The organism is Shewanella sp. 1180_01 (assembly GCF_052850535.1).
This window is the reverse complement of the sequence record NZ_VXCT01000016.1, coordinates 56,237-77,636: the sequence shown is the minus strand read 5'-3', so window position 1 is coordinate 77,636 and position 21,400 is coordinate 56,237. Positions and strand designations below refer to the sequence as shown.

The following is a 21,400-nucleotide window of genomic DNA, read 5'->3' as shown; positions in this document are numbered from 1 at the left end:
AAGAGCGGTTAGAATGGCATTTTTGCCTTGGAAACCTTATCGATATGACACAAGTACCGGATCAACCGACTCAAAAACGCCAGCGAGGCAGACCTAGCCGCATTTCCCGTGAGGCTATCGCTAGAGCCGCGTTGGAGATTGGAGTTGATCAAGCGACCATCCCAGCTATAGCGGCGCATTTAAAGGTCGATCATTCTTCACTCTACCATCACGTAGTAGGTCGGAATGATGTTATCTCCATTGCCGCAGAGCTTGCAATTAATGAGTTGGACTGGCGAGCGCCAGCAGCCACAGATTGGCGGAGTGAATTGATCATATTGACCGATGCCATTTGGACACTCTATGAGCGTCATCCTGGCCTCGCTGAATCTATCCATCAGGCCAGTGTTACACCGTCATCGGGTATACGTTCTTTTGCTGAATCGGTCGAAAAGCTGCAACAAAAAGGCTTCTCCCTTGATGAGGCAGTGCTTGCCGTTGATATCTTAGTTGACATGGTGGGGGAGTGTTTTTTGGGATGGTGGTCAACCACTAAACCAGAAGTCGATGGCCGAACGCGTAAAGAGCGAATTATCGCAATTTGGGAAGATGAAGCCACCAAGCTCCCTGATAAAGCTGAGCAGATAAATGCGATGGTAGACATCATGAAGGTCGGTGCCCGCAAATGGTGGGAGCGAAAACGTGACTTAGTGTTAGCGGGTATTGCCGTTACCCATGCTCAAAAGGCAGGGGGATCCGATAAGGTTCAAACATAGTGCATCGATATGAACATTTCATAGCGGCTGCAGATTAGTACAAGATTTATTGCGTATAGGAAGTATCAGTTTGTGAAGGTAGTTTATGCACTGACGTGCTTTTTTGTGCTTTGTTTCGCCTCACTGCTGCTAGGTGCAAAGTATGCCTCTGTGACGCAGATGCTGACGTTCTCGGATGATGTCTGGTTGGTGTTATCTGCAAGTCGTCTGCCACGGCTCTTTGCCTTGATTTGCTCAGGCGCAGGGCTCGCTGTCTGTGGTGTGATTTTGCAGCAGATTGTGCAAAACAAGTTTGTTGAACCTGCTACTTGTGGCGGGCTTGATGCCGCCAAACTAGGCATATTAATTTCAATCATTCATGCTCCAAGTATGGGTGTCACCGCCAGAATGTTAGGCGCTTTGGTTTTTTGCCTGCTTGCGAGCTTAGCCTTTATTCTGATTATTCGTGGTATTCGGTATAAGAGTCCGGTGCTCATTCCAATTATTGGGATTATGTTTGGCAGTGTACTCAGTGCGATAGCGGAACTCTATGCCTATCAAAACAATATGATGCAGAGTATGCAGGGATGGATGCTGGGTGATTTTTCAAAAATCGTGCAAGGTAACTACGAAATCATCTATCTGATCCTTCCCATAGTCATGCTGACCTACCTTTATGCGCAGCGCTTTACCATTGTAGGAATGGGCGAAGGCTTGGCTACCACACTAGGACTGAGTTATTTCAGTCTAGTTATCTTAGGGTTAGTACTGGTTTCCCTAACCATAGCCACCACAGTTATCACAGTCGGGAGTATTCCATTTATTGGTTTAATTATTCCTAACCTTGTCGCTATGCGTTACGGCGATAATTTAAAACGCACTTTGCCTATTATCGCCTTTGCTGGCGCAACGCTATTGATTATCTGTGACCTACTTGGTCGGCTTATTTTATATCCGTTTGAAATTCCTATAGGTCTAACGGCAAGCTGTTTAGGTGGGCTCATCTTTTTAGTTATCGTTTGGAAAATCAAATGAAAAACAGTGCATGGCATTTTTTGAGCTGGGGGCTGCTTGTAATATTAGCAGTCACATTTTTATTGATGGGCTCAGGTTTTGATTTTGACTATGTCATACCTAATCGATTGGTGCGTTTGGGTACAATTTGCCTTGGTGGTGTCTGTATTGCGTTTTCCTCGATACTGTTTCAGACCTTAGCTGGAAATCGCATTTTAACGCCATCTATCATGGGGTATGAAGGGGTTTACTTGATTTTGCAGGCACTGCTGATCCTTATCTTAGGGACGGGCAGCAGTATTTTGATCACCGCTAACAGTAATTTCTTTGTTTCAGTCGTAGTGATGTTGCTTTACTCAATGGCGATTCATCGTTGGCTATTTAGCGGAGATCGACATGATGTATTCTTCCTACTGCTTGTTGGCTTAGTACTCACTGTGGTGTTAGGCAGTTTTACTCAGCTAATCCAATATTCTATCAGTCCTGGTGAATTTTCAATTTTCCAGAGCTATAGCCTAGCGTCGTTCAATCGCGCTCAACCAGAGCAATTACTTATTTCTTTAGTGCTTGTCGGTGCCGTGTGTATTGTCGCTTGGAGATCGCGAGCTGTGCTCGATGTATTACTGATGGGACGAGAGCAGGCAATTTCTCTCGGTATTGATTATCAAAAAGTGGTCCGCCTGTTATTAGGCCTTATCGCGGTATTGGTCGCAATATCAACCAGCTTAGTAGGGCCTACGGCCTTTATGGGGATATTTGTCGCGAATATGGCCTATACACTGGCAAGGCATCCGTCGCACTCATTTACCTTGATAACAGGATGCGCCGTTGCTATCTCAGTTTTTCTTATCGCACAAATACTTGTTGAGCACCTGTTTAATTATCAAACCAGTGTTGGGCTGTTAATTAACTTATTTTGTGGTGCCTATTTCTTTGTATTAATTCTTAAACCTCGGAGCGCAGTGTGATTACCGTCAATAACTTACATCATTCTTATGGCGCGAAACCTGTGCTTAAAAATGTTACCACGCAATTTCCCGAACATCAGATTACATCACTCATTGGTCCCAACGGCGCTGGCAAAAGTACCTTATTGATGTCGATTGGTCGGTTACTGAATATCCAGCAGGGCGAGGTATTACTCAAAGGTACTGCTATCCACAACATTCCCCTGAAGGATTACGCCAAGCAAGTGGCAACCATGCGTCAGTTTAACAGCCTCAATTTACGCCTGACGGTCAGGGAGTTAGTGGCATTTGGTCGCTTTCCCTATAGTCGAGGCACACTCACAAAGGCAGATCATTGTGCCATTGATGAAGCTCTGTCGTTTTTAGACTTACAGTCATTAGCTAATGCATTTATCGATGAGCTTAGCGGCGGACAACGCCAAATGGCCTTTCTGGCAATGGCGATTGCACAGCAAACAGATTATTTATTGTTAGATGAACCACTCAATAATCTGGATATGAAACATGCCGTTAGCATAATGCGGGCGCTTCGCCATCTGTGTGACGACTTCAAGCGAACGGTAGTGTTAGTGGTTCACGATATCAATTTTGCGGCTAATTACTCCGACTATATTGTCGGCATGAAGCAAGGCGCTGTGCATTGCGAAGGACCCGTTGAAGAGGTTGTTACAGCACAAAGGTTAAAAGCACTGTACGAACTGGATCTTGAAGTGCTGAAAACGAGCCAAGGAACAGTTTGTAACTATTTCAACTTCAACTTACAAGGAGAATACAAGTGACGTCGAAATGTAAAAGCGGTACTAAAGTGATGGCGATTCTGTTATTTAGCTCGGCTTTTTTGCTGGCCTGCGACAATAAAAGCGAGCCAGTACAGCAGACGATTCTTGCAACGTCTGATACTAACGAGTCAAGTTTTACACCTGTTGAAATAACCCATAAGTTGGGCACTACAGTTATTACAAAACGGCCGGTACGCGTTGCGGCCCTCGATATGAATGAAGTCGATTATCTCGAACAGCTAGATATTCCCATTATCGGCATGCCAAAGGATTTTGTTCCTTACTACCTGCAGGACTATAGCAACAACAATGATATCGTTGATTTAGGCGCCATAGTTCAGCCCAATATGGAACGTATTTATGCACTTAAACCCGATTTGGTGCTGATGTCATCTATTCAGGCAACTCATTATCAGGCGCTTTCGAATTTGGCTCCGACCATTCATTTGGATATTGATTATCAAGACAGCAACAGCGATTACTTTGATATAGTCAAACAACACTTGTTGGTGCTGGGGAAAGTATTTGATAAGCAAACCTTGGCAAAACATAAAGTGGATGAACTAGAAAGTAAGATCCAAGCCGCCAGAATGGTTATTCAGGATAGGCCTGAGAAAGCACTCGTGGTGTTACATAATAATGGTGCTTTTCGATTTTTAGGTATTCGTTCTCGGTATGGGTTCATTTACAGTGGGCTAGGGGTTAAACCCGCTAGCTTATCAGAGCAGATGGGATTGCATGGCCAACCCGTGTCAAGCGAGTTCATTCTTGAAAACAATCCTGACATCATTTACGTGGTAGACAGAACCGCAGTCATGGAGCGAAGCCCTGTATTGGATAAACAGTCCATAGATAACCCTCTCTTGCGTGAGACGAATGCTTGGAAGACGGGGAACATCATTTTTGTAGATCCTGAGGCTTGGTATATCACAGGGGCCGGAATAACGTCCCTTAACATCATTATTGATGATGTATTAAAGGGCTATGTAAAGGAGTCGCTGGCCGTAAGTCGTTGACTTACACCAGCTAATGATTCACTCGATAAATGCGTTATTTAGTCAAAACAGTGAATAAACTTGTTAGAAAAGTAAAATTTTAAATTAATTAAATCATAGGGTTATTTTATTTTTCTCTCAGTGTCTTTTTCTAAGTAACAGGATAAAGACTTGATATTCGATTGTTTACGTCTGGACTCCAAAACCGATGGTTGCGGGTTCGAGTCCTGCCACCCCTGCCAAATAAAACAACGGCTTGCATAGAAATATGCGAGCCGTTTTATTTTGTCTGCCATTTAGCCTCAATATATTCAGCGCCCTCTCTATTCATTCGCGGTTATCGCCTTTTCTCACAAATACTGTTTCTCACAAAACTGTCGTATACCTCTTGTAACATTTAAGCCCAGCGGCTTAGGTAAATCGGTTTGCAACTTTAGTTGTGCTTAACATACAATCGCCTGCCAAATTATTTGAGGAAGTAGGGTTTGAATAGTGTGATGCAAACAAGACGCACCCTAGCGATATGGCTTGCCGCCATGTTGGTGCTATTGTCTGTGACCATTGCTGTTCACAGTATTTCCCATGCCAATGAAGACCCTAAGTCCCATTGTTCGCTGTGCTTACATCAGCACCAGTTGCAACATGCGATAACCAGTACGCCCTTTCATTTTCAATTGGTTCAGCAGAGTTATATCTCGGTTGAGTTCCAAGCCATTTCCTTTAAGCGACCTTTTAGTCGTTTCTTCAATAGTCGTGCTCCGCCGTTAACAGCATAAGTTACTGTTTATTCAATTTATCTTAATTAACTTTGAGCGCCTTGGCTTAGCTAAGGCGTCGATGCTGTTTATGTTCGGAGTGAAAATGACCTCTTTTTATATTCCCAAGCGCGCTGCGCTTTTGCTGGGCGCCTTGTTTGCGCTCAATCCTATTTCAATGTTGTTGGCTGCGGAGGATGATCAATCTGGTAATGCTATTTTAGAGACTGACATTGAACGTTTAAGTATCCACTATCGCCAAGCTTACCGTGGCAATGTGTCTGCAACTGAGCTTCCGCAAGCGATCAGTGTGTTAGATGAGCAATTGATCAAAGATGCGGGGCTAACGCGGTTTCAAGATGTGCTGGATTATTCCGCCAGTGTGGCGCGACAAAACAATGGCGGCGGTTTGTGGGATAGCTTTTCCCTGCGCGGCTTTCCGGGCAACGAAAACATGCCATCGGGCTATTTAATCAATGGTTTTAATGGTGGCCGAGGTTTTAGTGGCCATCGAGATTTATCGAATGTGGCCTATGTGGAGATCTTAAAAGGCCCAGGTTCGGCGCTTTATGGCCGCTCTGAGCCCGGCGGTACAGTTAATATAGTTACGAAGAAACCTCAATATGAAACCAGCGGTTATTTAAAGGCATTGGCAGGAAGTTTCGATCAATATCGATTAGAGGGGGATATTACCTCAGGCTTGACCGACAATTTGGCATTTCGAATTAACGGCGCGTGGCAGGAACACGATAGTTTTCGCGATTATGTGTTCAGCGATAAAAAAATCGTCACGCCGTCAGTGCGTTGGCAGATTTCTGATAAAGCTTCGCTACTCTATGAAATGGAATACCTCAAGCAAGAACAGTTATTCGATCGCGGCATTATTGTGCTGAACAACGATATCAATACTGTGCCACGCTCGCGTTATTTAGGTGAGCCTAATGATGGCGCAACTGTGGTCAATGCTACAGGGCACCAGCTGACCTATGACTATCAATTAAATGATGATTGGTCACTCACCGCGGGCTATAACTATCGCGATTCTAGCTTGAAGGGCTATTCGTCCGATGCCGAGTTGGCAAAGGGTCGACAATCGCTATTTGATGATGGTCGCACGCTTACCCGACAGCACAGATACCGAGATTATGCCTCCGAGGATAATTCACTGCGTCTAGAGTTAAGTGGCCATGTGGATACGGGTTTTATTCGCCACAATTTGCTGCTCGGCGCCGATGCCTATCACTACAGTTTAAAGACAGGCTTGTATCGCTATCGCGGCAAAAAGGGCGAATATGCCATTGATATTTATGAGCCGCGATATGGCGGACCTCAGCCAGAGGGGAGTTTGTTGTATGAGAATAACGAAACCCAAAAGGCGTGGGGCACATACCTGCAAGATCAAATGGATTTAACTGAAAAGTGGAAGTTGCACCTTGGGTTAAGGTTCGATAGTTATCAGCAAGATATCAGTGAAGTCGCTAAAAATACGTTATCAGAGCAAAACGATAGCAGGGTTAGCCCTAAAGTGGGTCTGGTGTATTTATGGTCTGATGCCTTAAGTTTCTATAGTTCTTATTCTGAAGGCTTTTTACCGCTTTCTGGAACCGACTTTGCAGGTCAACCCTTCGAAGCCGAAGAGAGCAAGTCAGTTGAGCTAGGAATGAAGTTTAATGGCAATTGGTTTACAGGCTTAGCTGAGAACGGCATAGCAGTCAGTGGCAGCTTGGCGGTGTTCGATGCGCAAAAGAGCAATATTTTGACCTCAGATCCTATCAATGTCGGATTTTCAGCCACTTTAGGTAAAGCAAAAAGCAGCGGTATTGAACTCGATTTAGTTGCCGAGCTGACGGAGGATTTACAGGCCAAATTATCCTACGCCTATTTGAATACCCGCACTGCCAACGACAGCTTGAATCCCGACTGGGGCGTGCTTATTCCTGCGGGAAGTCCACTGGTGAATGTGCCAAAACATACTGCGAGTGTGATGCTGAAGCGGGATCTGAATGCGTTTTCTATCGATGGACATTTAGGCATGAGTTGGCGTTATGTGGATTCACGTCTGGGTGATTCTGCCGAGCCAAGTTTCCAATTACCGTCGTATCAGTTGCTTGGAGTGTTTATGAATACTCACTTGAGCGACAACGTTATCCTTGGCGTCAATCTGGACAACTTATTGGATGAGCACTATATCGCCAGCAGTTATTCGGCACTTTGGGCGGTACCGGGTGAGCCACGTAGCATTAAAGTGAGTGTCAGCTATGAGTTCTAACATTTCTAATAACAGCTCTAACATCAGTTCGAGCATAAACACTCGTCCTGAGTTACCGTCAGGTTCTGCCGAGCAAGAACTGAGTCGTTCTATTGGCCGTAGCCGTATCAATAGTATCGATATGATGCGCGGCCTAGTAATGCTCATCATGCTGCTCGACCATGTGCGGGAACGGTTTTTCCTGCATATGCAGGTGAGCGACCCTATGGATTTGAGTTCGACCTCTTGGGGACTGTTTCTAAGCCGCTTTGCCGCGCATTTTTGTGCGCCAGTGTTTGTGTTTTTAACAGGGGTTTCTGCATGGCTTTATGCCAATCGCAGTCATGGACAGCCGCGTTCAGCGCGGGCGTTTTTGATTAAACGTGGCTTATTTTTAATCGCGCTCGAAATCTTAGTGATCAACATCTCTTGGATGGGCAACTACCATACGCTTTGGTTGCAGGTCATTTGGGTGATCGGCCTGAGCATGTTAACGCTGGCGGCGCTGATAAATCTGCCTAGATCTTGGATGGCTGTTTTAGGTTTCGCGATTGTCTTTGGTCATAATCTGTTGACTCCAATTCATTTTCAACCCAATGAGTGGGCTTACGGTCTGTGGACCATATTGCACGACCGTGGATATCTGATTAGCGAAGGTGTGCTTAAGATCAAAGTGAGTTATCCCGCGCTGCCTTGGATGGGCGTGATATTGCTGGGCTATGTCGCTGGGCCCATTTTCAGCAATAAATCGAATAACAACTTGCTTGAAGCATCGCAGCGCCAGCAAACACTGTTGAAGTTAGGGATAAGCTGTTGGGTACTTTTTGCGTTGCTGCGCGGGTTTAACATCTATGGCGAAACCTTGCCTTGGCAGGCGGGGGCACATTTGGGTGAAACCTTGATGTCGGTATTTAATTTAACCAAATACCCGCCATCATTAAGTTTTTTACTGGTGACCTTAGGCGGCATGTTCTTTTGCTTAGTGGCCTTTGAGCGGTATTTTGCATCAAGTGGGAAAGTAGAGGGGAGATTAGCGCGAGTCGGCCATGGGTTGTCTGTGTTTGGCTCAGTCCCTATGTTCTTCTATATCCTACATTTGTACGTGCTGTTACTGCTCTATACTTTGGCGAAATTCATCTTTGGCGCAAACCATGGTGAGTACTTTGGCGTGAGCAACATGGGATGGGTTTGGTTTATCGCGGGCGTGTTAGTCATCGCGCTGTATTATCCCGTTAAGCGATTTAGCGAGTATAAAAAACACAGCACTCAGGCTTGGATTAAGTACCTCTAAATTTAAGTGCTTCTAAATCTAAGCGCCTCTAAACCTATGTATTTTTAAATCTAAGTGCCTCTAAATCTAAGCACTTTTAAACTTGAGTCATGTCGCTTTAAAGAAAAAGTCGCCAAGCATAAGCGCTTGGCGACTTTTTTGTTTTGGTTAGCGCAATAATACGGTTAGCGAATTATTGCGCTAATAAGCTGCGAAGCATCCAGGCATTTTTCTCATGCAGCTGAATACGCTGGGTAAGCAGATCCGCAGTCGCTTCGTCATTGGCTTGATTCACCAGTGGATACAGGGCTCTGGCATTACGGATCACTAACTCTTGATCGTTTAACAGTTCGCGGATCATGGTTTCGGCTTTCGTGATGCCCTGATCTTCTTTAATCTCGGTCAGCGCGGCATAGGCCGAATAGGACCCTAGCGCTCTGGCGCCTAATGCACGCACCCGCTCTGCGATAAGGTCAACCGCAAGGGCAAGCTCGGTATACTGCTGTTCAAATAGCAAATGCAGGCTAGTGAACATGGGGCCGGTAACATTCCAGTGAAAGCTGTGGGTTTTAAGATACAGGCTGTAGCTGTCGGCCAAGAGTTGGTTGAGGCCAGCGGCGATTTCTTCTCTGTTGGCTTGATTGATACCTATGTTTATCATGGCGTTCTCCTGCTATTGTCTTACTGAGTGTGTTCAGTCTAATCTTCTGATATTAAATGTAAAATGAGTAAATTAGATTTTATACATCTATAAATCCGATTGAACATTCCTGCGTTAAACGCCGTAATGGTGCAGCCATTAATCGGCTTGATATCAGCTCCATTAACCGCGTGGCAGTAACAATGCCTAGGCAGAACTGCTATCCTAGCGGCATATTGTGAGTCGATACTTGAATTGAATAAAACTGACCCTAATGAATAAATCAGCCTATTTAACCGCCATGAATGTGACAACTTGGCGAGTGCGCGACACTAAGGTGAAACCTTATTTAGTGATTTGGGATGAAAACGGTGAGTTACCCGAGGCTGAACCGCTTATCGACGCTGTGCTCAAGCTTATCGACGTCAAACGCGAAGAATGTGATTTTGATTGTGAGCCCCATACGGGTAAACAGATTGTCTGGGATTTGCGACGGCATAAAGTTAGGCCACGCACCGCATGGTTAGTGTCTGAACCTTTAGCCGATTTATTGGTGGGTTGGCAGGCTAAAAGCGCGCTCTGGCAGCAGATTTACCAATGGCGCGAGCAAGTTAGCGGCCAAGCTGTGGTTAAGTCATAGCTCATATCTTATAAAGCATATTGAAGTCAGTCTTAAATAAGTCTCCCGAACACAGAACAGTTTAATAACGAATATTTTGGAATACATGCTTTGAACACCCCTTCAGTCGATAGCCCATTCGCAGCGCTGCTTGCCACACAACTCACCTTAGGTTTGCCTGTGGAACTGGTCGCGCTGACGCCAACCTATGTTCCTCAAATGGCGCAGCTTGAATCTATGGCTCATAGCCACCCCATGAGTGAGGGCAATCTTGCTGATTGTTTCGGGCATTTATACCGAGTTCTAGGTTTAAAGCAGGCGAAACCTAACGCAGCTTCAGTTTCGGATTCGGTTGATGGTCTTTTAGGCTTTGCGATAGTGCAGCAGATAGTCGATGAAGTGACTTTGTTGGATATTTGCCTATTACCAAGCCAGCAGGGCAAAGGTTACGGCAAGTTATTACTTAAGGCTGTGGTAGCTTCGGCCAAGGCTTCGGACGCCGTGGTGCTTATGCTAGAAGTGCGAGAATCCAATCTTGCCGCCCGTGCTTTATATCAAAAGGCTGGCTTTATTGAGTCGGGACGTCGCAAAGGTTACTACCCAATAGCAGGCGGTAAAGAAGACGCTATCTTGATGGATTTAGCGATAACCCAAGAATAAGCTGAGCATTAGCATTCATGTTGTAAAACGATAGCAATGCTAACAGTTTTCATAAACGGCAGTCATAAAAAATTCCAAATAAAAAACAGCGCTTAAGCGCTGTTTTTTATTGTCATCCCAAAACCACCGCCTCTGGCGGTGGTGATTGTTCCTTGAGGCTATAGCCTGAATTACGCCCATGCTAAAAGAGACTTCTTATTCACCACAAGTAAGAGGAAACGAAAAGCATGGGCGATTATAGAAGTTCATCACATGTTTATTGGCGTTGCAAATATCATATTGTTTGGACTCCGAAGTACCGTTTTAAAATTTTAAAAGGAAACCTTGGTAAGGAGTTATACAGGTCAATTTATATCCTTTGCAATATGAAGGGTTGTGAGGTTTTAGAATTAAACGTTCAGATAGACCACGTTCACTTGGTAGTCATAATCCCGCCGAAGCTGTCAGTATCAACGCTGATGGGAGTATTGAAAGGAAGAAGTGCGATAAGGCTATTCAATAAATTCCCTCATGTACGTAAAAAGCTATGGGGCAATAGCTTTTGGGCCAGAGGTTATTTTGTAGATACAGTAGGGGTTAATGAAGAAATCATTAGACGATATGTGCGCCATCAAGATAAACAAGATCAGGAACATGAGGCTCAATTGTCGTTGCAGATGATGTAGTTTTTGGAATAGCCCCTTCCAGGGGCAAGTCAAAGCCGCCTTCTAAGAAGGCGGATTCTTTACTTGGATAACCCTGAACTCTATCTCACTTAAACTCAGCATCACCTGAAGTTTGCATCAAGGTTATCCGCATCTAAGTAAGAAGGTTATTTCACTTCTTTACCTTGGGCTTGCAGGTCCGCATGGTAGCTTGAGCGCACTAATGGGCCACAGGCTGCATGGGTAAAACCTAATTCATCGGCTAAGGCTTTAAGCTCGTCAAACTCTGCTGGTGGCACATAACGTTCAACCGGCAAGTGGAACTTAGACGGCTGTAGGTATTGGCCTAAGGTCAGCATTTCAACGTTGTGGGCGCGCAAGTCACGTAGCACTTGGGCGATTTCTTCATTGGTTTCACCCAGTCCCATCATCAGGCCAGATTTAGTCGGCACATTTGGATGACGTTCTTTAAAGCGTTTGAGTAGATCGAGCGACCATTGGTAATTCGCGCCCGGGCGCGCTTTACGATAATGCATTGGCGCCGTTTCTAAGTTGTGGTTGAACACATCAGGCGGCTCTGTCGATAAAATATCTAAGGCGGCATCGATACGACCACGGAAATCAGGCACTAAGGTTTCGATCTTGATATCTGGATTCAGTTTACGAATTTCGCGGATACAATCGGCAAAATGCTGGGCGCCACCATCACGTAAATCGTCACGATCTACCGAAGTGATAACCACGTATTTCAGCTTCATATCGCGGATCGTTTGCGCCAATTTAACCGGCTCTTCAGCGTCAGGCTTAAGCGGACGACCATGGGCTACGTCGCAGAATGGACAACGACGGGTACAAATCGCACCCAAAATCATAAAGGTCGCTGTGCCGTGGTTAAAGCATTCGGCGAGGTTAGGGCAAGAAGCCTCTTCACAGACCGAGTGCAGGCCATTTTTACGCAGCGCTTGCTTGATATCTAAAATGCGTTGATTCGATGCCGGCAGTTTAACCCGTAACCAATCGGGTTTACGCAACATAGTGTCGCGCTCTGAGGGGACGATTTTGACCGGAATACGAGACACTTTATCGGCATCTCTTAATTTGACTCCGGGTTGTAAACGTTCAGGCCTATTCATGACGCTGCTAATCCTTGATGATGAACTAGGTGTTGATAGCCCAGTAATTGGCTAAAAGTAATGGTGAGTTGCTCGCCCGCTTCAATCACGGTTTGTGGTCCGCCAAGCGCTTTGCATTGCACCATTTCAAGACCGGCATAACCACAAGGGTTGATGCGGCGAAATGGCGCCAGATCCATGTCGACATTGAGGGCTAATCCATGGAATGAACAGCCTTTACGAATGCGTAATCCTAGGGAGGCGATTTTGCGTTCATCCACATATACGCCCGGCGCATCGGCCTTGGCATAAGCGTTAATGCCGTACTTGGCGAGCATATCGACAATGCTTTGCTCTATATGGGTGACGAGTTGACGTACGCCGACTTTACTACGTTTTATATCGAGAAGAGGATATACCACTAGTTGGCCTGGGCCGTGGTAAGTAACTTGACCGCCGCGATCTACTTGGATAACCGGAATATCGCCAGCATTTAAAATATGCTCGCTCTTGCCGGCTTGGCCTTGGGTAAACACGGGCGGATGCTCGACAATCCACAGTTCATCATAGCTTTCGCTGTCGCGCGTATCAGTGTAATGCTGCATCGCATGCCACACTGATTCGTAATCTTGTTTTCCAAGATGTCGAATGTGCAAAGTCGTGTCTTGCAAGGGCAACCTCTCCCCTTAGAAATGAGTGGGCTATTATACGCTTATTGGCCATAAATGTAAGACAGATCACATTTCATGGCCTTGAGGAATATTTATAGTACGCGGCGTACACCTTCGATGGCGGCAAGTTCAGTGTACAAAATCTCGATATGATCTTTGCTGGTGACTGTCACGCGAATCGTGATGGAGTGATAGCTGCCTTTGCTCGACGTTTTGGTCGACGGTGAGTAATCACCTGGTGCATGTTTCTGTACCACAGCCACAACTTTGTCAGTTAACGTTTCATGGGCTTCACCGACGACCTTAAAAGGAAATGCGCAGGGGAAATCCATCAGTTCATCAAATTTAGTGTCTAACATACTCAGTACTCTTAGCGGCTATATGGGGATATATATGGTGACGATTATACCCGATTCAAGGGCGATGCACTCCCCAAAAAAATAAAGCCACCCGAAGGTGGCTTTATTTATGTGACTTAGCTTAGCTAAACCATCCAGAAAACATCTGCTTAAAGTAATCTACTAATTTACTAAACCAGCTGCCTTCGTTGACTTCTTGCAACGTCACCAGTGGGAACTGGGCGATGTCTTTACCATCAAGTTGGAAGAATAGACGGCCAACAGTTTCACCTTTCTTTAAAGGTGCATCTAATGGTTTAGTCAGCTCGAAGTTAGCTTTCAAGTCTTTACCACGGCCACGGCTGATGGTGATAGGTGTGTCAGTTGCCACGCCTAAATCAACCGTGCTCTTGTCACCGTACCAAATTTGCTGAGTGATAAAGCTATCACCCGCCTTGTATGGTGTTACGGTTTCGAAGAAACGGAAGCCATAGGTCAGTAATTTCTTACTTTCAGCTTTACGGGCAGATTCACTTTGAGTGCCCATCACCACTGAAATTAAACGCATGCCGTCTTTGGTTGCCGATGCCACTAAGTTGTAGCCCGCACCTGAGGTGTGACCGGTTTTGATACCGTCCACGTTCATGCTGTTATCCCACAATAAACCATTACGGTTGTATTGTTTGATACCATTGAATGTATAGAATTTTTCGCTATAGATGTGGTACTCATCTGGCACGTCGCGGATTAACGCTGCGCCCAGTAATGCCATATCATAGGCGGTTGATTTGTGGTTTTCTGCATCTAAACCGTGGGCGTTTTCGAAGTAGCTATCACGCATCCCCAGTTGCTTCGCCCATGAGTTCATCATGTCAACGAAGGCGCCTTCTGTACCGGCAATGTGCTCGGCCATCGCCACACACGCATCGTTACCCGATTGAATGATGATACCGCGGTTTAGATCGCCCACTTTAACCGTGGTGCCTACTTCAATGAACATCTTAGAAGAGTCTGAGAAGTTTTTAGACCAAGCATTTTTACTGATAGTCACATCATCATCAACGGAGACATTGCCCGCTTTGATTTCTTGACCTATCACATAACTGGTCATCATCTTAGTTAGACTGGCTGGGTTAAGGCTTTCGTAAGCGTTACTTTCAGCGATAATCTGACCCGAATTATAATCCATCAATACAAACGCCTTGGCGGCTACTGAAGGTGCATCAGGTGTAATAATAGGCTGCGCAGCATAAACGGGGAGAGAGGCACTGGAAATTAGCAGCAATGTTTTAATGGGACTTTTTACAAAATTCATCATTAACTTGGCACGTCTTTTAGTTGTATGAAATGGAAAGGATTCGAGAAGATCTTCAACAGTGTACCACTTTCCGACAGTGGGTTTTAGTGAAGGTTCCTTCATCTCTATTTTTAAATCAATTCTGATCAGAGCAAACGGTCATTATTCATGGACGATATAGCCCTCAGGAAAACCGTTTTGCTTGACGTTATTGAGTAGCTTATCGGCTAACTCTGGCTGGCCTATGGGGCCGAGCTGTAGTCTAAACATATTGTTTGCCGCTTGTACACGGGTCTTGACCTGATATTTCTGTTCAAGCTCTTTCGCCATGGCATTGAGTTTGGCCCTATCTTTGGAGGCAACTAACTGAATGTAATGATTGCCCGTATCTTGTGCGCTAGCTACGCCCGAATTAGTAGCTGCAACACTGCCAACATAAACCACATCCAGTTTTATCCGCGCTGTGCCTTTGCCGAGCATACCGAGTTTATGGGCGGCGGCATAGGAGACATCGAGAATACGATCTGAGTGGAATGGTCCACGGTCGTTGATACGAATGATCACTTGCTTATTGTTATCTAAGTTAGTGATCCGAGCGTAACTTGGCAGTGGCAGTGTCTTATGGGCACCCGACATGGAATACATGTCATAGGGCTCGCCATTAGAAGTCTCGTAGCCATGGAATTTCTCTCCATACCAAGAGGCGCGGCCAGTTTCACTAAAGCCTTGGCCTGTGTTCATCACAGTATAAGACTCACCGTAAACCGTATAGGGTTTGTTACCACGGCGGCTATAAGGCTCGTACTTAGGCGTCGCGTTCGGCACATTATCCACATTCGGTGGATTCAGCGGCAGCTTGTCATTCTTCAGCGAATAACGGCCCTTGTTCGGGTCCATGTTTTTCTTGCTGGCGTTGTTTGGGCTTGAAGAGCACGCCACAAGGGCGAAGCACATAACCAAGGCGGCAAGCTGTAAAAGATTATTTTTTAGAGGCATGCTGTTCTTTTAATTGTTGGCTAAATTGATAAACGGCCATTGAATACAAAGGGCTACGATTATAGCGAGTGATCACATAAAAGTTATTTAAGCCAAGCCAGTAGTCACTGTGATCCGCTTGTTCAAGCTCAATAAGTAAGGCTTTTTGCGAAACATCTAAGTCCCGCGCATCGGCTAAGGCTAAGGTCGGCGTTAAAATATCTGCAACTTTATAGTTCAGCTTTTCACCTGCCCACACTTTGGCTTTAGGTGCAGTTTTGCTGTTATTCACTAACGGTAAAGCGACCGGCGCATTGGCTTGCCAACCGTGTTCGTGGAAATAATTGGCCACACTGCCGATTGCATCCTCAGGACTTTGTAATAAATCGCGGTTGCCGCTGCCATCGAAATCAACCGCGTAATGGCGGTAACTTGAGGGGATAAACTGGCCATAACCCATAGCTCCTGCGTAGGAGCCCTTGAGGGTATCTATATTTAAATGTTCTTCTTTCACTAACGTCATCAACTCGCCAAATTCCTTACGGAAAAAGGTGGCGCGCGGCGGATAGTGAAACCCTAAGGTATAGAGGGCATCAATCACAGGATAATTGCCCGTGTATTGGCCGTAGAAGGTTTCAATGCCGATAATGGCGACAATAATCTGTGGATCAACTTTGTACTTAGCCGCGGCTTTTGCGATGGTTTTCTCGTGTTTTTTCCAAAAGGCGAGACCAGCGTCGAGGCGTTTCTCGGTTAAGAAGATGGGATAATACACATGCCAAGGTTTTGCTTCCCATGGACGAGTCATCGCATCGATAACCCCTTGGTTGTATTTTGCCTTGTCGAGAAAAGCGAGCACTTCTGTACGAGTAAAACCTTGTTTTACTTGAGCTTGGATAAACTCTTCTTTGAGTTCAGCGGGAATTGTGGGCGCGACTTCAGCGGCCGGAGCCACTGGCGTGCTTGGAACGGGTGCCTGCGCGGGTGTCGGTTCGTTCGCCGTGGTACAGGCGACTAACAATGAGCTAAAACACAGTAAACCGAGTGGAGCTAAAAAAGCTCGGAGAGTTGGCATGAAAAGTCCCTAAAAATTATCTATCTACGAAACGTCTATGGGTATGAATGCTCATAAGAATGCCAAACCCTGTCATCAATGTCAGCATGGAGGTTCCACCATAACTGACAAGGGGCAGTGGTACACCTACCACGGGCAGGATACCTGAAACCATGCCAATATTCACAAAAACATAAACGAAAAAAGTCAGCGTGATACTACCGGCGAGTAGTCGAGCGAAACTGGTTTGGGCGCGCGAAGCGATGACTAAGCCGCGGCCAATAATATAAAGGTACATAATTAACAGTAAGATACTGCCAATTAAGCCAAATTCTTCACCGATCACCGCAAAGATAAAATCGGTATGACGTTCAGGGATAAATTCAAGCTGTGACTGAGTGCCGTCGAGCCAACCTTTGCCCCAGAGTCCGCCAGAGCCGATAGCGATTTTCGACTGAATAATGTGATAACCCGCGCCGAGGGGATCTTGTTCAGGATCGAGCAGGGTCAATACCCGTGTTCTTTGGTAATCGTGCATCAAGAAATACCAAAGGATAGGCAGGAAGGCGAGCACTGCGGCGATAAAGCCACCAACAATGAGCCAGCTCATGCCCGATAAAAACAGTACGAAAATCCCCGATGCGGCCACTAAAATCGATGTGCCGAGGTCGGGTTGTTTAGCGATAAGTAGAGTCGGCACCAGCAAGATCACCGCCGCACCCGCAAGATAGCGTTTCTTCGGCGGCAGAGGGAACTTACTGATATACCAAGCCATAGTGATAGGGAAGGCGAGTTTAATCAGCTCTGAGGGTTGAAACTCCATAAAGCCTAAGTTCAACCAGCGCTGAGCGCCTTTGTTGATTTCACCGAAAAAGTGCACCCCAAGCAGTAAGACAATCCCCGCCAGATAAATGGGTAAGGCCCAGCGTTTAAGCGCCTCAGGATTGATTTGCGCCATAGTGAACATGATGCCGAGCGACAACACCATACGGAATAGCTGCCGCTCCATCATCTCTAAATCTTCGCCGCTGGCAGAATAGATGACGAACAGGCCAAAGCCCATCACAGCCAATAGGCCGAGCAATAATGGCAAGTCAATGTGCAATCGTTGCCAGATGTTTTGATATTGGCTATGGGTACTCATGGTTGCGGTTTCCAAGTATCTCTAAGCATATATTCATCGAGCATGGCGCGAGCGACGGGGCCAGCATTTGCGCCACCCCAACCTGCGTTTTCCATCACGACTGCGAGGACGATTTTAGGATCTTCGAAGGGCGCATAGGCCACAACTAAGGCATTATCGCGGAAATGTTCGGCAATTTTACTCGCATCGTATTTGGTATTTTCTGCTACGCCAATAACCTGCGCAGTACCGGTTTTCATCGCGGCGGTGTAAGTGGCATCGGTAAAGCGTGATTTATTCGCCGTCTGGCGCATCGCTTCGTTGATGATATTCCAGTTACGGGGACTATTAAGCTCAATCGGCGGTAACTCATTAATCGGTGAGTCAATCTTGGCCGTATTGTCTTTAATGGACTTCAGCAGATGCGGTGGAAAACGACGGCCTTTGTTAGCCATGATCCCAACGGCATTCGCCAGTTGTAATGGGGTTGCAGTCCAATAACCTTGGCCAATACCGACGGAAATGGTATCGCCTATGTACCAAGCTTGATTGTACTTTAAGCGTTTCCATTCTTTGGATGGCATGTTGCCAGAAGATTCTTCAAAGATATCGATTCCGGTATTTTGACCAAAGCCAAATTGCTCCATAAAGCGGGCAATATGGTCTACCCCAACTTTGTAGGCGAGTTCGTAGAAGAAGGTATCGCAGGATTCGGTAATGGCACTGTAAACGTTAACCCAGCCGTGTCCCCAGCGTCTCCAGTCACGGTACTTACGTTCTACACCGGGAATTTGCCAAAAACCAGGGTCCCACACACGGGTGCTCTCGGTAATGACTTTTTCATCTAAACCTAAGAGTGCGAGATGGGGCTTGATGGTTGATGCGGGGGCATATTGGCCTTGGGTCGCGCGGTTGATCAAGGGGCGTGATTTATCGTTGAGTAAGGCGCTGTAATCTTTGTTATTAATCCCTTGCACAAATTGGTTTGGATCATAGCTTGGGCTCGACACCATAGCTAAAACGCCACCGTCACGGGGATCGATTGCAACAATAGAACCGCGCAGACCTGTGAGTAGCTCAACTGCTTTTTGCTGCAGCTTGAGATCTAACGTCAGGTAAATATCTTGCCCCGGCTCTGGCGGCACAATTTTTAAGGTGCGAATCGCGCGGCCGCGGTTGTTCACTTCTTCTTCTAAGTGACCCGGTTTGCCATGCAGTAGGGATTCATAAAATTTTTCAATGCCTTGCTTACCAATGTCTTTGGTCGCCGCATAGTTTTTCCACAGATCGCTGCGCTCTAACTGGGCGCGATCTCGGGTGTTAATCTTGCCAACATAACCCAGCACATGGGTGATTTGCGCGCCATAGGGATAATTACGCTTCAGGCCCGCTTCAACGGAAATGCCTGGAAATTTATGTTGGTTAACACTGAAAATCGCCACTTGCTCTTCGGTCAGCTGGTTTTTCAGCGTCAGTGGTTTGAAGCGGCGATGAAATTTCAGCGCTTCGGTAAAGGTTTCACGCTCATCCTCACTGATCTCAATTAACTTGCCGAGCTCATCTAAGGTCTCTGACATGTTACTGATTTTTTCGGGAACTAGATCGAGGGAATAAAAGGGTAAGTTTTCAGCTAATAGGACGCCGTTACGATCGTAAATTAGACCACGGCTAGGAGCTATTGGGACAACGCGGATACGGTTATCGTTCGAGCGAGTTTCATAATCCTTATAGGATTCAACCTGTAAATGATAAAGGTTGGTAACTAACACGCTTAATAGGGCGAAAACGCAAAAAAAGGTGAATAGCGCTCGGCGCTTAAAAAGAGACGCCTCGGCGGCGTGATCATGCATTGTTATCCGCTTTTTTGGCGACACTTATGCTATCTCCGGCTGATCCCATGACGGGTGGTTGACACTCGTTAACATCAAGATCCCGCTATTCTCTATGGTAGGGGTGATTCGTGTTCACGCTCCACGCGCGGTACAAACTTTCGGCGACCACAACCCGTACTAGGGGATGAGGTAAGGTTAATGCCGACAGGCACCAACTTTGGTTTGCCGCTTCTTTGCAAGCTGGCGCTAATCCTTCCGGTCCACCAATCAGTAAACTGACATCGCGACCATCCAGTTGCCATTTAGTCAACGCGGTTGCTAGCTCGGGGGTCGTCCAGTTTTTTCCGGGGAGATCTAAGCTAACAATATGATTGCCTTTGGGAATAGCCGCCAACATTTGTTCGCCTTCCTTTTGAAGGATCCGGACAATGTCGGCATTTTTCCCCCGCTTTCCAGCGGGTATTTCGATGAGCTCCAGCGCCATATCACGGGGAAAACGGCGCTGGTATTCTTCGAAACCACGGGTAACCCAATCGGGCATCCGTGTTCCTACTGCGATGAGCTGTAACTTCATCAGTCTTGCTTTTCTGACCAGAGCTTTTCAAGCTGGTAGAAATCACGGGTTTGATCTTGCATAACGTGCAGGATCACATCGCCCATGTCCACAAGAACCCATTCGCTGCTTTCGCGGCCTTCAACACCTAAAGGTGGAATACCGGCTTTTTTCGCTTCAACCACAAGGTTTTCAGCGATAGCTTTAACGTGAGTCTTTGATGTACCTGAACATATGACCATGTAGTCAGTGATGTTAGATTGCTTGCTGACATCCAGAACAACAACGTCTCTGGCTTTCAAGTCGTCGATCTTGTCGACAACAAACTGTTTTAATTCCGCGCTCTGCACGCTGGCGTACCTCATTAATTTTAAATAGCGCGGTAGTATACCAGTGTTGCTGCTGGGAATACATTGCCATTGGCAGTTGAGTTGGCGATATCTGCTTACGGTTCGAGCTAAGGTAAGTAAAGTCGTTGATTTTGGATGTAATCTAGCGTGACGGGCATGAGTAAATCGGCGGGAATTTCGCCTTTTGCTAGTTGTTCACGGATTTGAGTCGAGGAAATATCCTGTGGCGTAATTGTCACAGGGAAAATCTGCCCACTGTTTTTATGGGTACTTTTAGCATGCCCTTCCTGTGTTTCTTGGGGCGCTTGACTGCGGGCCGTCAATATCTGCTGCATAGGATGCGCAGCATCGAGCTGCCAACCCGGGCGCTGGCAGACAACGAGGTGGGCAAAGTCGAATAGGCGTTGCCACTCATACCAGCTTTTTAATTGGAGGAAAGAGTCCATCCCCATGATAAAAAACAGCTCATCTTCAGGATGTAAGCTTTTCAGTTGCTCAAGGGTGATAACTGTATAGGAAGGCGTGTCGCGTTTGGCTTCGATGTCACACAGCTCAAAGCCATCAAGCTGTGAGCAGACATCGGCAACCATGTTAAGCCGCTGCGCTGTGGTTAAGTTAGGCTGCTGTTTATGGGGCGGAATATGGTTCGGCATCAGCAGGATTTTATCCAAGGCTAATGCGTGTTTCACTTCAATCGCCGGACGGATATGACCATAGTGTATCGGGTCGAAGGTGCCGCCTAAAATACCAATGCGCATATCAACTCTTT

The 21,400-nt window shown here is 46.2% G+C and carries 23 protein-coding genes; 11 read left to right on the top strand and 12 right to left on the bottom strand.

Annotated features, from left to right (window positions below):
- Positions 1–44 precede the first annotated feature (44 nt).
- From FW758_RS11080 to FW758_RS11045, 8 genes are all read left to right on the top strand, one after another.
- Positions 45–755 (top strand): TetR/AcrR family transcriptional regulator, encoded by a 711-nt coding sequence (locus FW758_RS11080; protein WP_446445395.1) that lies wholly within the window; start codon positions 45–47, stop codon positions 753–755.
- Between the two features lie 72 nt (positions 756–827).
- On the top strand, positions 828–1,769 hold the full coding sequence (locus FW758_RS11075) for an ABC transporter permease (protein ID WP_063883358.1): 942 nt from the start codon (positions 828–830) through the stop codon (positions 1,767–1,769).
- Positions 1,766–2,716, top strand: coding sequence for an iron chelate uptake ABC transporter family permease subunit (locus FW758_RS11070; protein WP_006086974.1), 951 nt, complete (start codon positions 1,766–1,768; stop codon positions 2,714–2,716). The genes FW758_RS11075 and FW758_RS11070 overlap by 4 nt, the downstream gene beginning before the upstream one ends.
- Complete coding sequence (locus FW758_RS11065; protein WP_012089961.1) at positions 2,713–3,495, top strand: iron ABC transporter ATP-binding protein; 783 nt, start codon at positions 2,713–2,715, stop codon at positions 3,493–3,495. The genes FW758_RS11070 and FW758_RS11065 overlap by 4 nt, the downstream gene beginning before the upstream one ends.
- On the top strand, positions 3,492–4,511 hold the full coding sequence (locus FW758_RS11060) for a siderophore ABC transporter substrate-binding protein (RefSeq protein WP_446445394.1): 1,020 nt from the start codon (positions 3,492–3,494) through the stop codon (positions 4,509–4,511). The genes FW758_RS11065 and FW758_RS11060 overlap by 4 nt, the downstream gene beginning before the upstream one ends.
- Positions 4,512–4,975: 464 nt before the next feature.
- A complete protein-coding gene (locus tag FW758_RS11055; RefSeq protein WP_446445393.1) occupies positions 4,976–5,266 on the top strand; it encodes a DUF2946 domain-containing protein in 291 nt (96 codons plus the stop codon).
- Positions 5,267–5,351: 85 nt separating this feature from the next.
- A complete protein-coding gene (locus tag FW758_RS11050; RefSeq protein WP_446445392.1) occupies positions 5,352–7,514 on the top strand; it encodes a TonB-dependent siderophore receptor in 2,163 nt (720 codons plus the stop codon).
- Positions 7,504–8,784: a DUF1624 domain-containing protein gene (locus FW758_RS11045; protein WP_446445391.1), complete on the top strand. Its 1,281-nt coding sequence runs from the start codon at positions 7,504–7,506 to the stop codon at positions 8,782–8,784. Before FW758_RS11050 ends, FW758_RS11045 begins: the two co-directional genes overlap by 11 nt.
- A gap of 172 nt (positions 8,785–8,956) precedes the next feature.
- Here the strand turns inward: FW758_RS11045 and dpsA are convergent, their stop codons facing one another.
- Entirely contained in the window at positions 8,957–9,424 is a 468-nt protein-coding gene (dpsA, locus tag FW758_RS11040) for a DNA starvation/stationary phase protection protein DpsA (protein ID WP_446445390.1), read from the bottom strand.
- Positions 9,425–9,677: 253 nt separating this feature from the next.
- On the opposite strand from dpsA, the gene FW758_RS11035 reads away from it, so the two are divergent.
- The 3 genes from FW758_RS11035 to tnpA all read left to right on the top strand — a co-directional run bounded on the left by FW758_RS11035 (position 9,678) and on the right by tnpA (position 11,347).
- A complete protein-coding gene (locus tag FW758_RS11035; RefSeq protein WP_006082762.1) occupies positions 9,678–10,043 on the top strand; it encodes a hypothetical protein in 366 nt (121 codons plus the stop codon).
- Positions 10,044–10,133: 90 nt separating this feature from the next.
- A complete protein-coding gene (gene rimI, locus FW758_RS11030) occupies positions 10,134–10,682 on the top strand; it encodes a ribosomal protein S18-alanine N-acetyltransferase (RefSeq protein ID WP_446445389.1) in 549 nt (182 codons plus the stop codon).
- A 227-nt stretch (positions 10,683–10,909) separates the two neighbouring features.
- A complete protein-coding gene (tnpA, locus tag FW758_RS11025) occupies positions 10,910–11,347 on the top strand; it encodes an IS200/IS605-like element ISSod23 family transposase (protein ID WP_012088248.1) in 438 nt (145 codons plus the stop codon).
- A gap of 146 nt (positions 11,348–11,493) precedes the next feature.
- Here tnpA and lipA read toward each other — a convergent pair whose 3' ends face one another.
- The 11 genes from lipA to nadD all read right to left on the bottom strand — a co-directional run bounded on the left by lipA (position 11,494) and on the right by nadD (position 21,389).
- Positions 11,494–12,459: a lipoyl synthase gene (gene lipA / locus FW758_RS11020; protein WP_063883372.1), complete on the bottom strand. Its 966-nt coding sequence runs from the start codon at positions 12,457–12,459 to the stop codon at positions 11,494–11,496.
- On the bottom strand, positions 12,456–13,109 hold the full coding sequence (lipB, locus tag FW758_RS11015) for a lipoyl(octanoyl) transferase LipB (RefSeq protein ID WP_446445388.1): 654 nt from the start codon (positions 13,107–13,109) through the stop codon (positions 12,456–12,458). The genes lipA and lipB overlap by 4 nt, the downstream gene beginning before the upstream one ends.
- Before the next feature lie 92 nt (positions 13,110–13,201).
- Positions 13,202–13,468 (bottom strand): DUF493 family protein YbeD, encoded by a 267-nt coding sequence (ybeD, locus tag FW758_RS11010; RefSeq protein ID WP_006082758.1) that lies wholly within the window; start codon positions 13,466–13,468, stop codon positions 13,202–13,204.
- A gap of 121 nt (positions 13,469–13,589) precedes the next feature.
- A complete protein-coding gene (locus tag FW758_RS11005) occupies positions 13,590–14,765 on the bottom strand; it encodes a serine hydrolase (RefSeq protein ID WP_012089944.1) in 1,176 nt (391 codons plus the stop codon).
- A 141-nt stretch (positions 14,766–14,906) separates the two neighbouring features.
- Entirely contained in the window at positions 14,907–15,740 is an 834-nt protein-coding gene (locus tag FW758_RS11000) for a septal ring lytic transglycosylase RlpA family protein (protein ID WP_446445387.1), read from the bottom strand.
- Positions 15,724–16,794 (bottom strand): lytic murein transglycosylase B, encoded by a 1,071-nt coding sequence (gene mltB / locus FW758_RS10995; protein WP_446445386.1) that lies wholly within the window; start codon positions 16,792–16,794, stop codon positions 15,724–15,726. The genes FW758_RS11000 and mltB overlap by 17 nt, the downstream gene beginning before the upstream one ends.
- A 16-nt stretch (positions 16,795–16,810) precedes the next feature.
- Positions 16,811–17,917 (bottom strand): rod shape-determining protein RodA, encoded by a 1,107-nt coding sequence (rodA, locus tag FW758_RS10990; RefSeq protein WP_006082754.1) that lies wholly within the window; start codon positions 17,915–17,917, stop codon positions 16,811–16,813.
- Positions 17,914–19,770, bottom strand: coding sequence for a penicillin-binding protein 2 (gene mrdA, locus FW758_RS10985; protein WP_006082753.1), 1,857 nt, complete (start codon positions 19,768–19,770; stop codon positions 17,914–17,916). The genes rodA and mrdA overlap by 4 nt, the downstream gene beginning before the upstream one ends.
- A 61-nt stretch (positions 19,771–19,831) precedes the next feature.
- Positions 19,832–20,302, bottom strand: a complete 471-nt coding sequence (gene rlmH, locus FW758_RS10980) for a 23S rRNA (pseudouridine(1915)-N(3))-methyltransferase RlmH (RefSeq protein ID WP_006082752.1) — start codon at positions 20,300–20,302, stop codon at positions 19,832–19,834.
- Entirely contained in the window at positions 20,302–20,631 is a 330-nt protein-coding gene (gene rsfS, locus FW758_RS10975) for a ribosome silencing factor (RefSeq protein WP_006082751.1), read from the bottom strand. Before rsfS ends, rlmH begins: the two co-directional genes overlap by 1 nt.
- A gap of 107 nt (positions 20,632–20,738) precedes the next feature.
- Complete coding sequence (gene nadD / locus FW758_RS10970) at positions 20,739–21,389, bottom strand: nicotinate-nucleotide adenylyltransferase (protein WP_446445385.1); 651 nt, start codon at positions 21,387–21,389, stop codon at positions 20,739–20,741.
- Positions 21,390–21,400 lie beyond the last annotated feature (11 nt).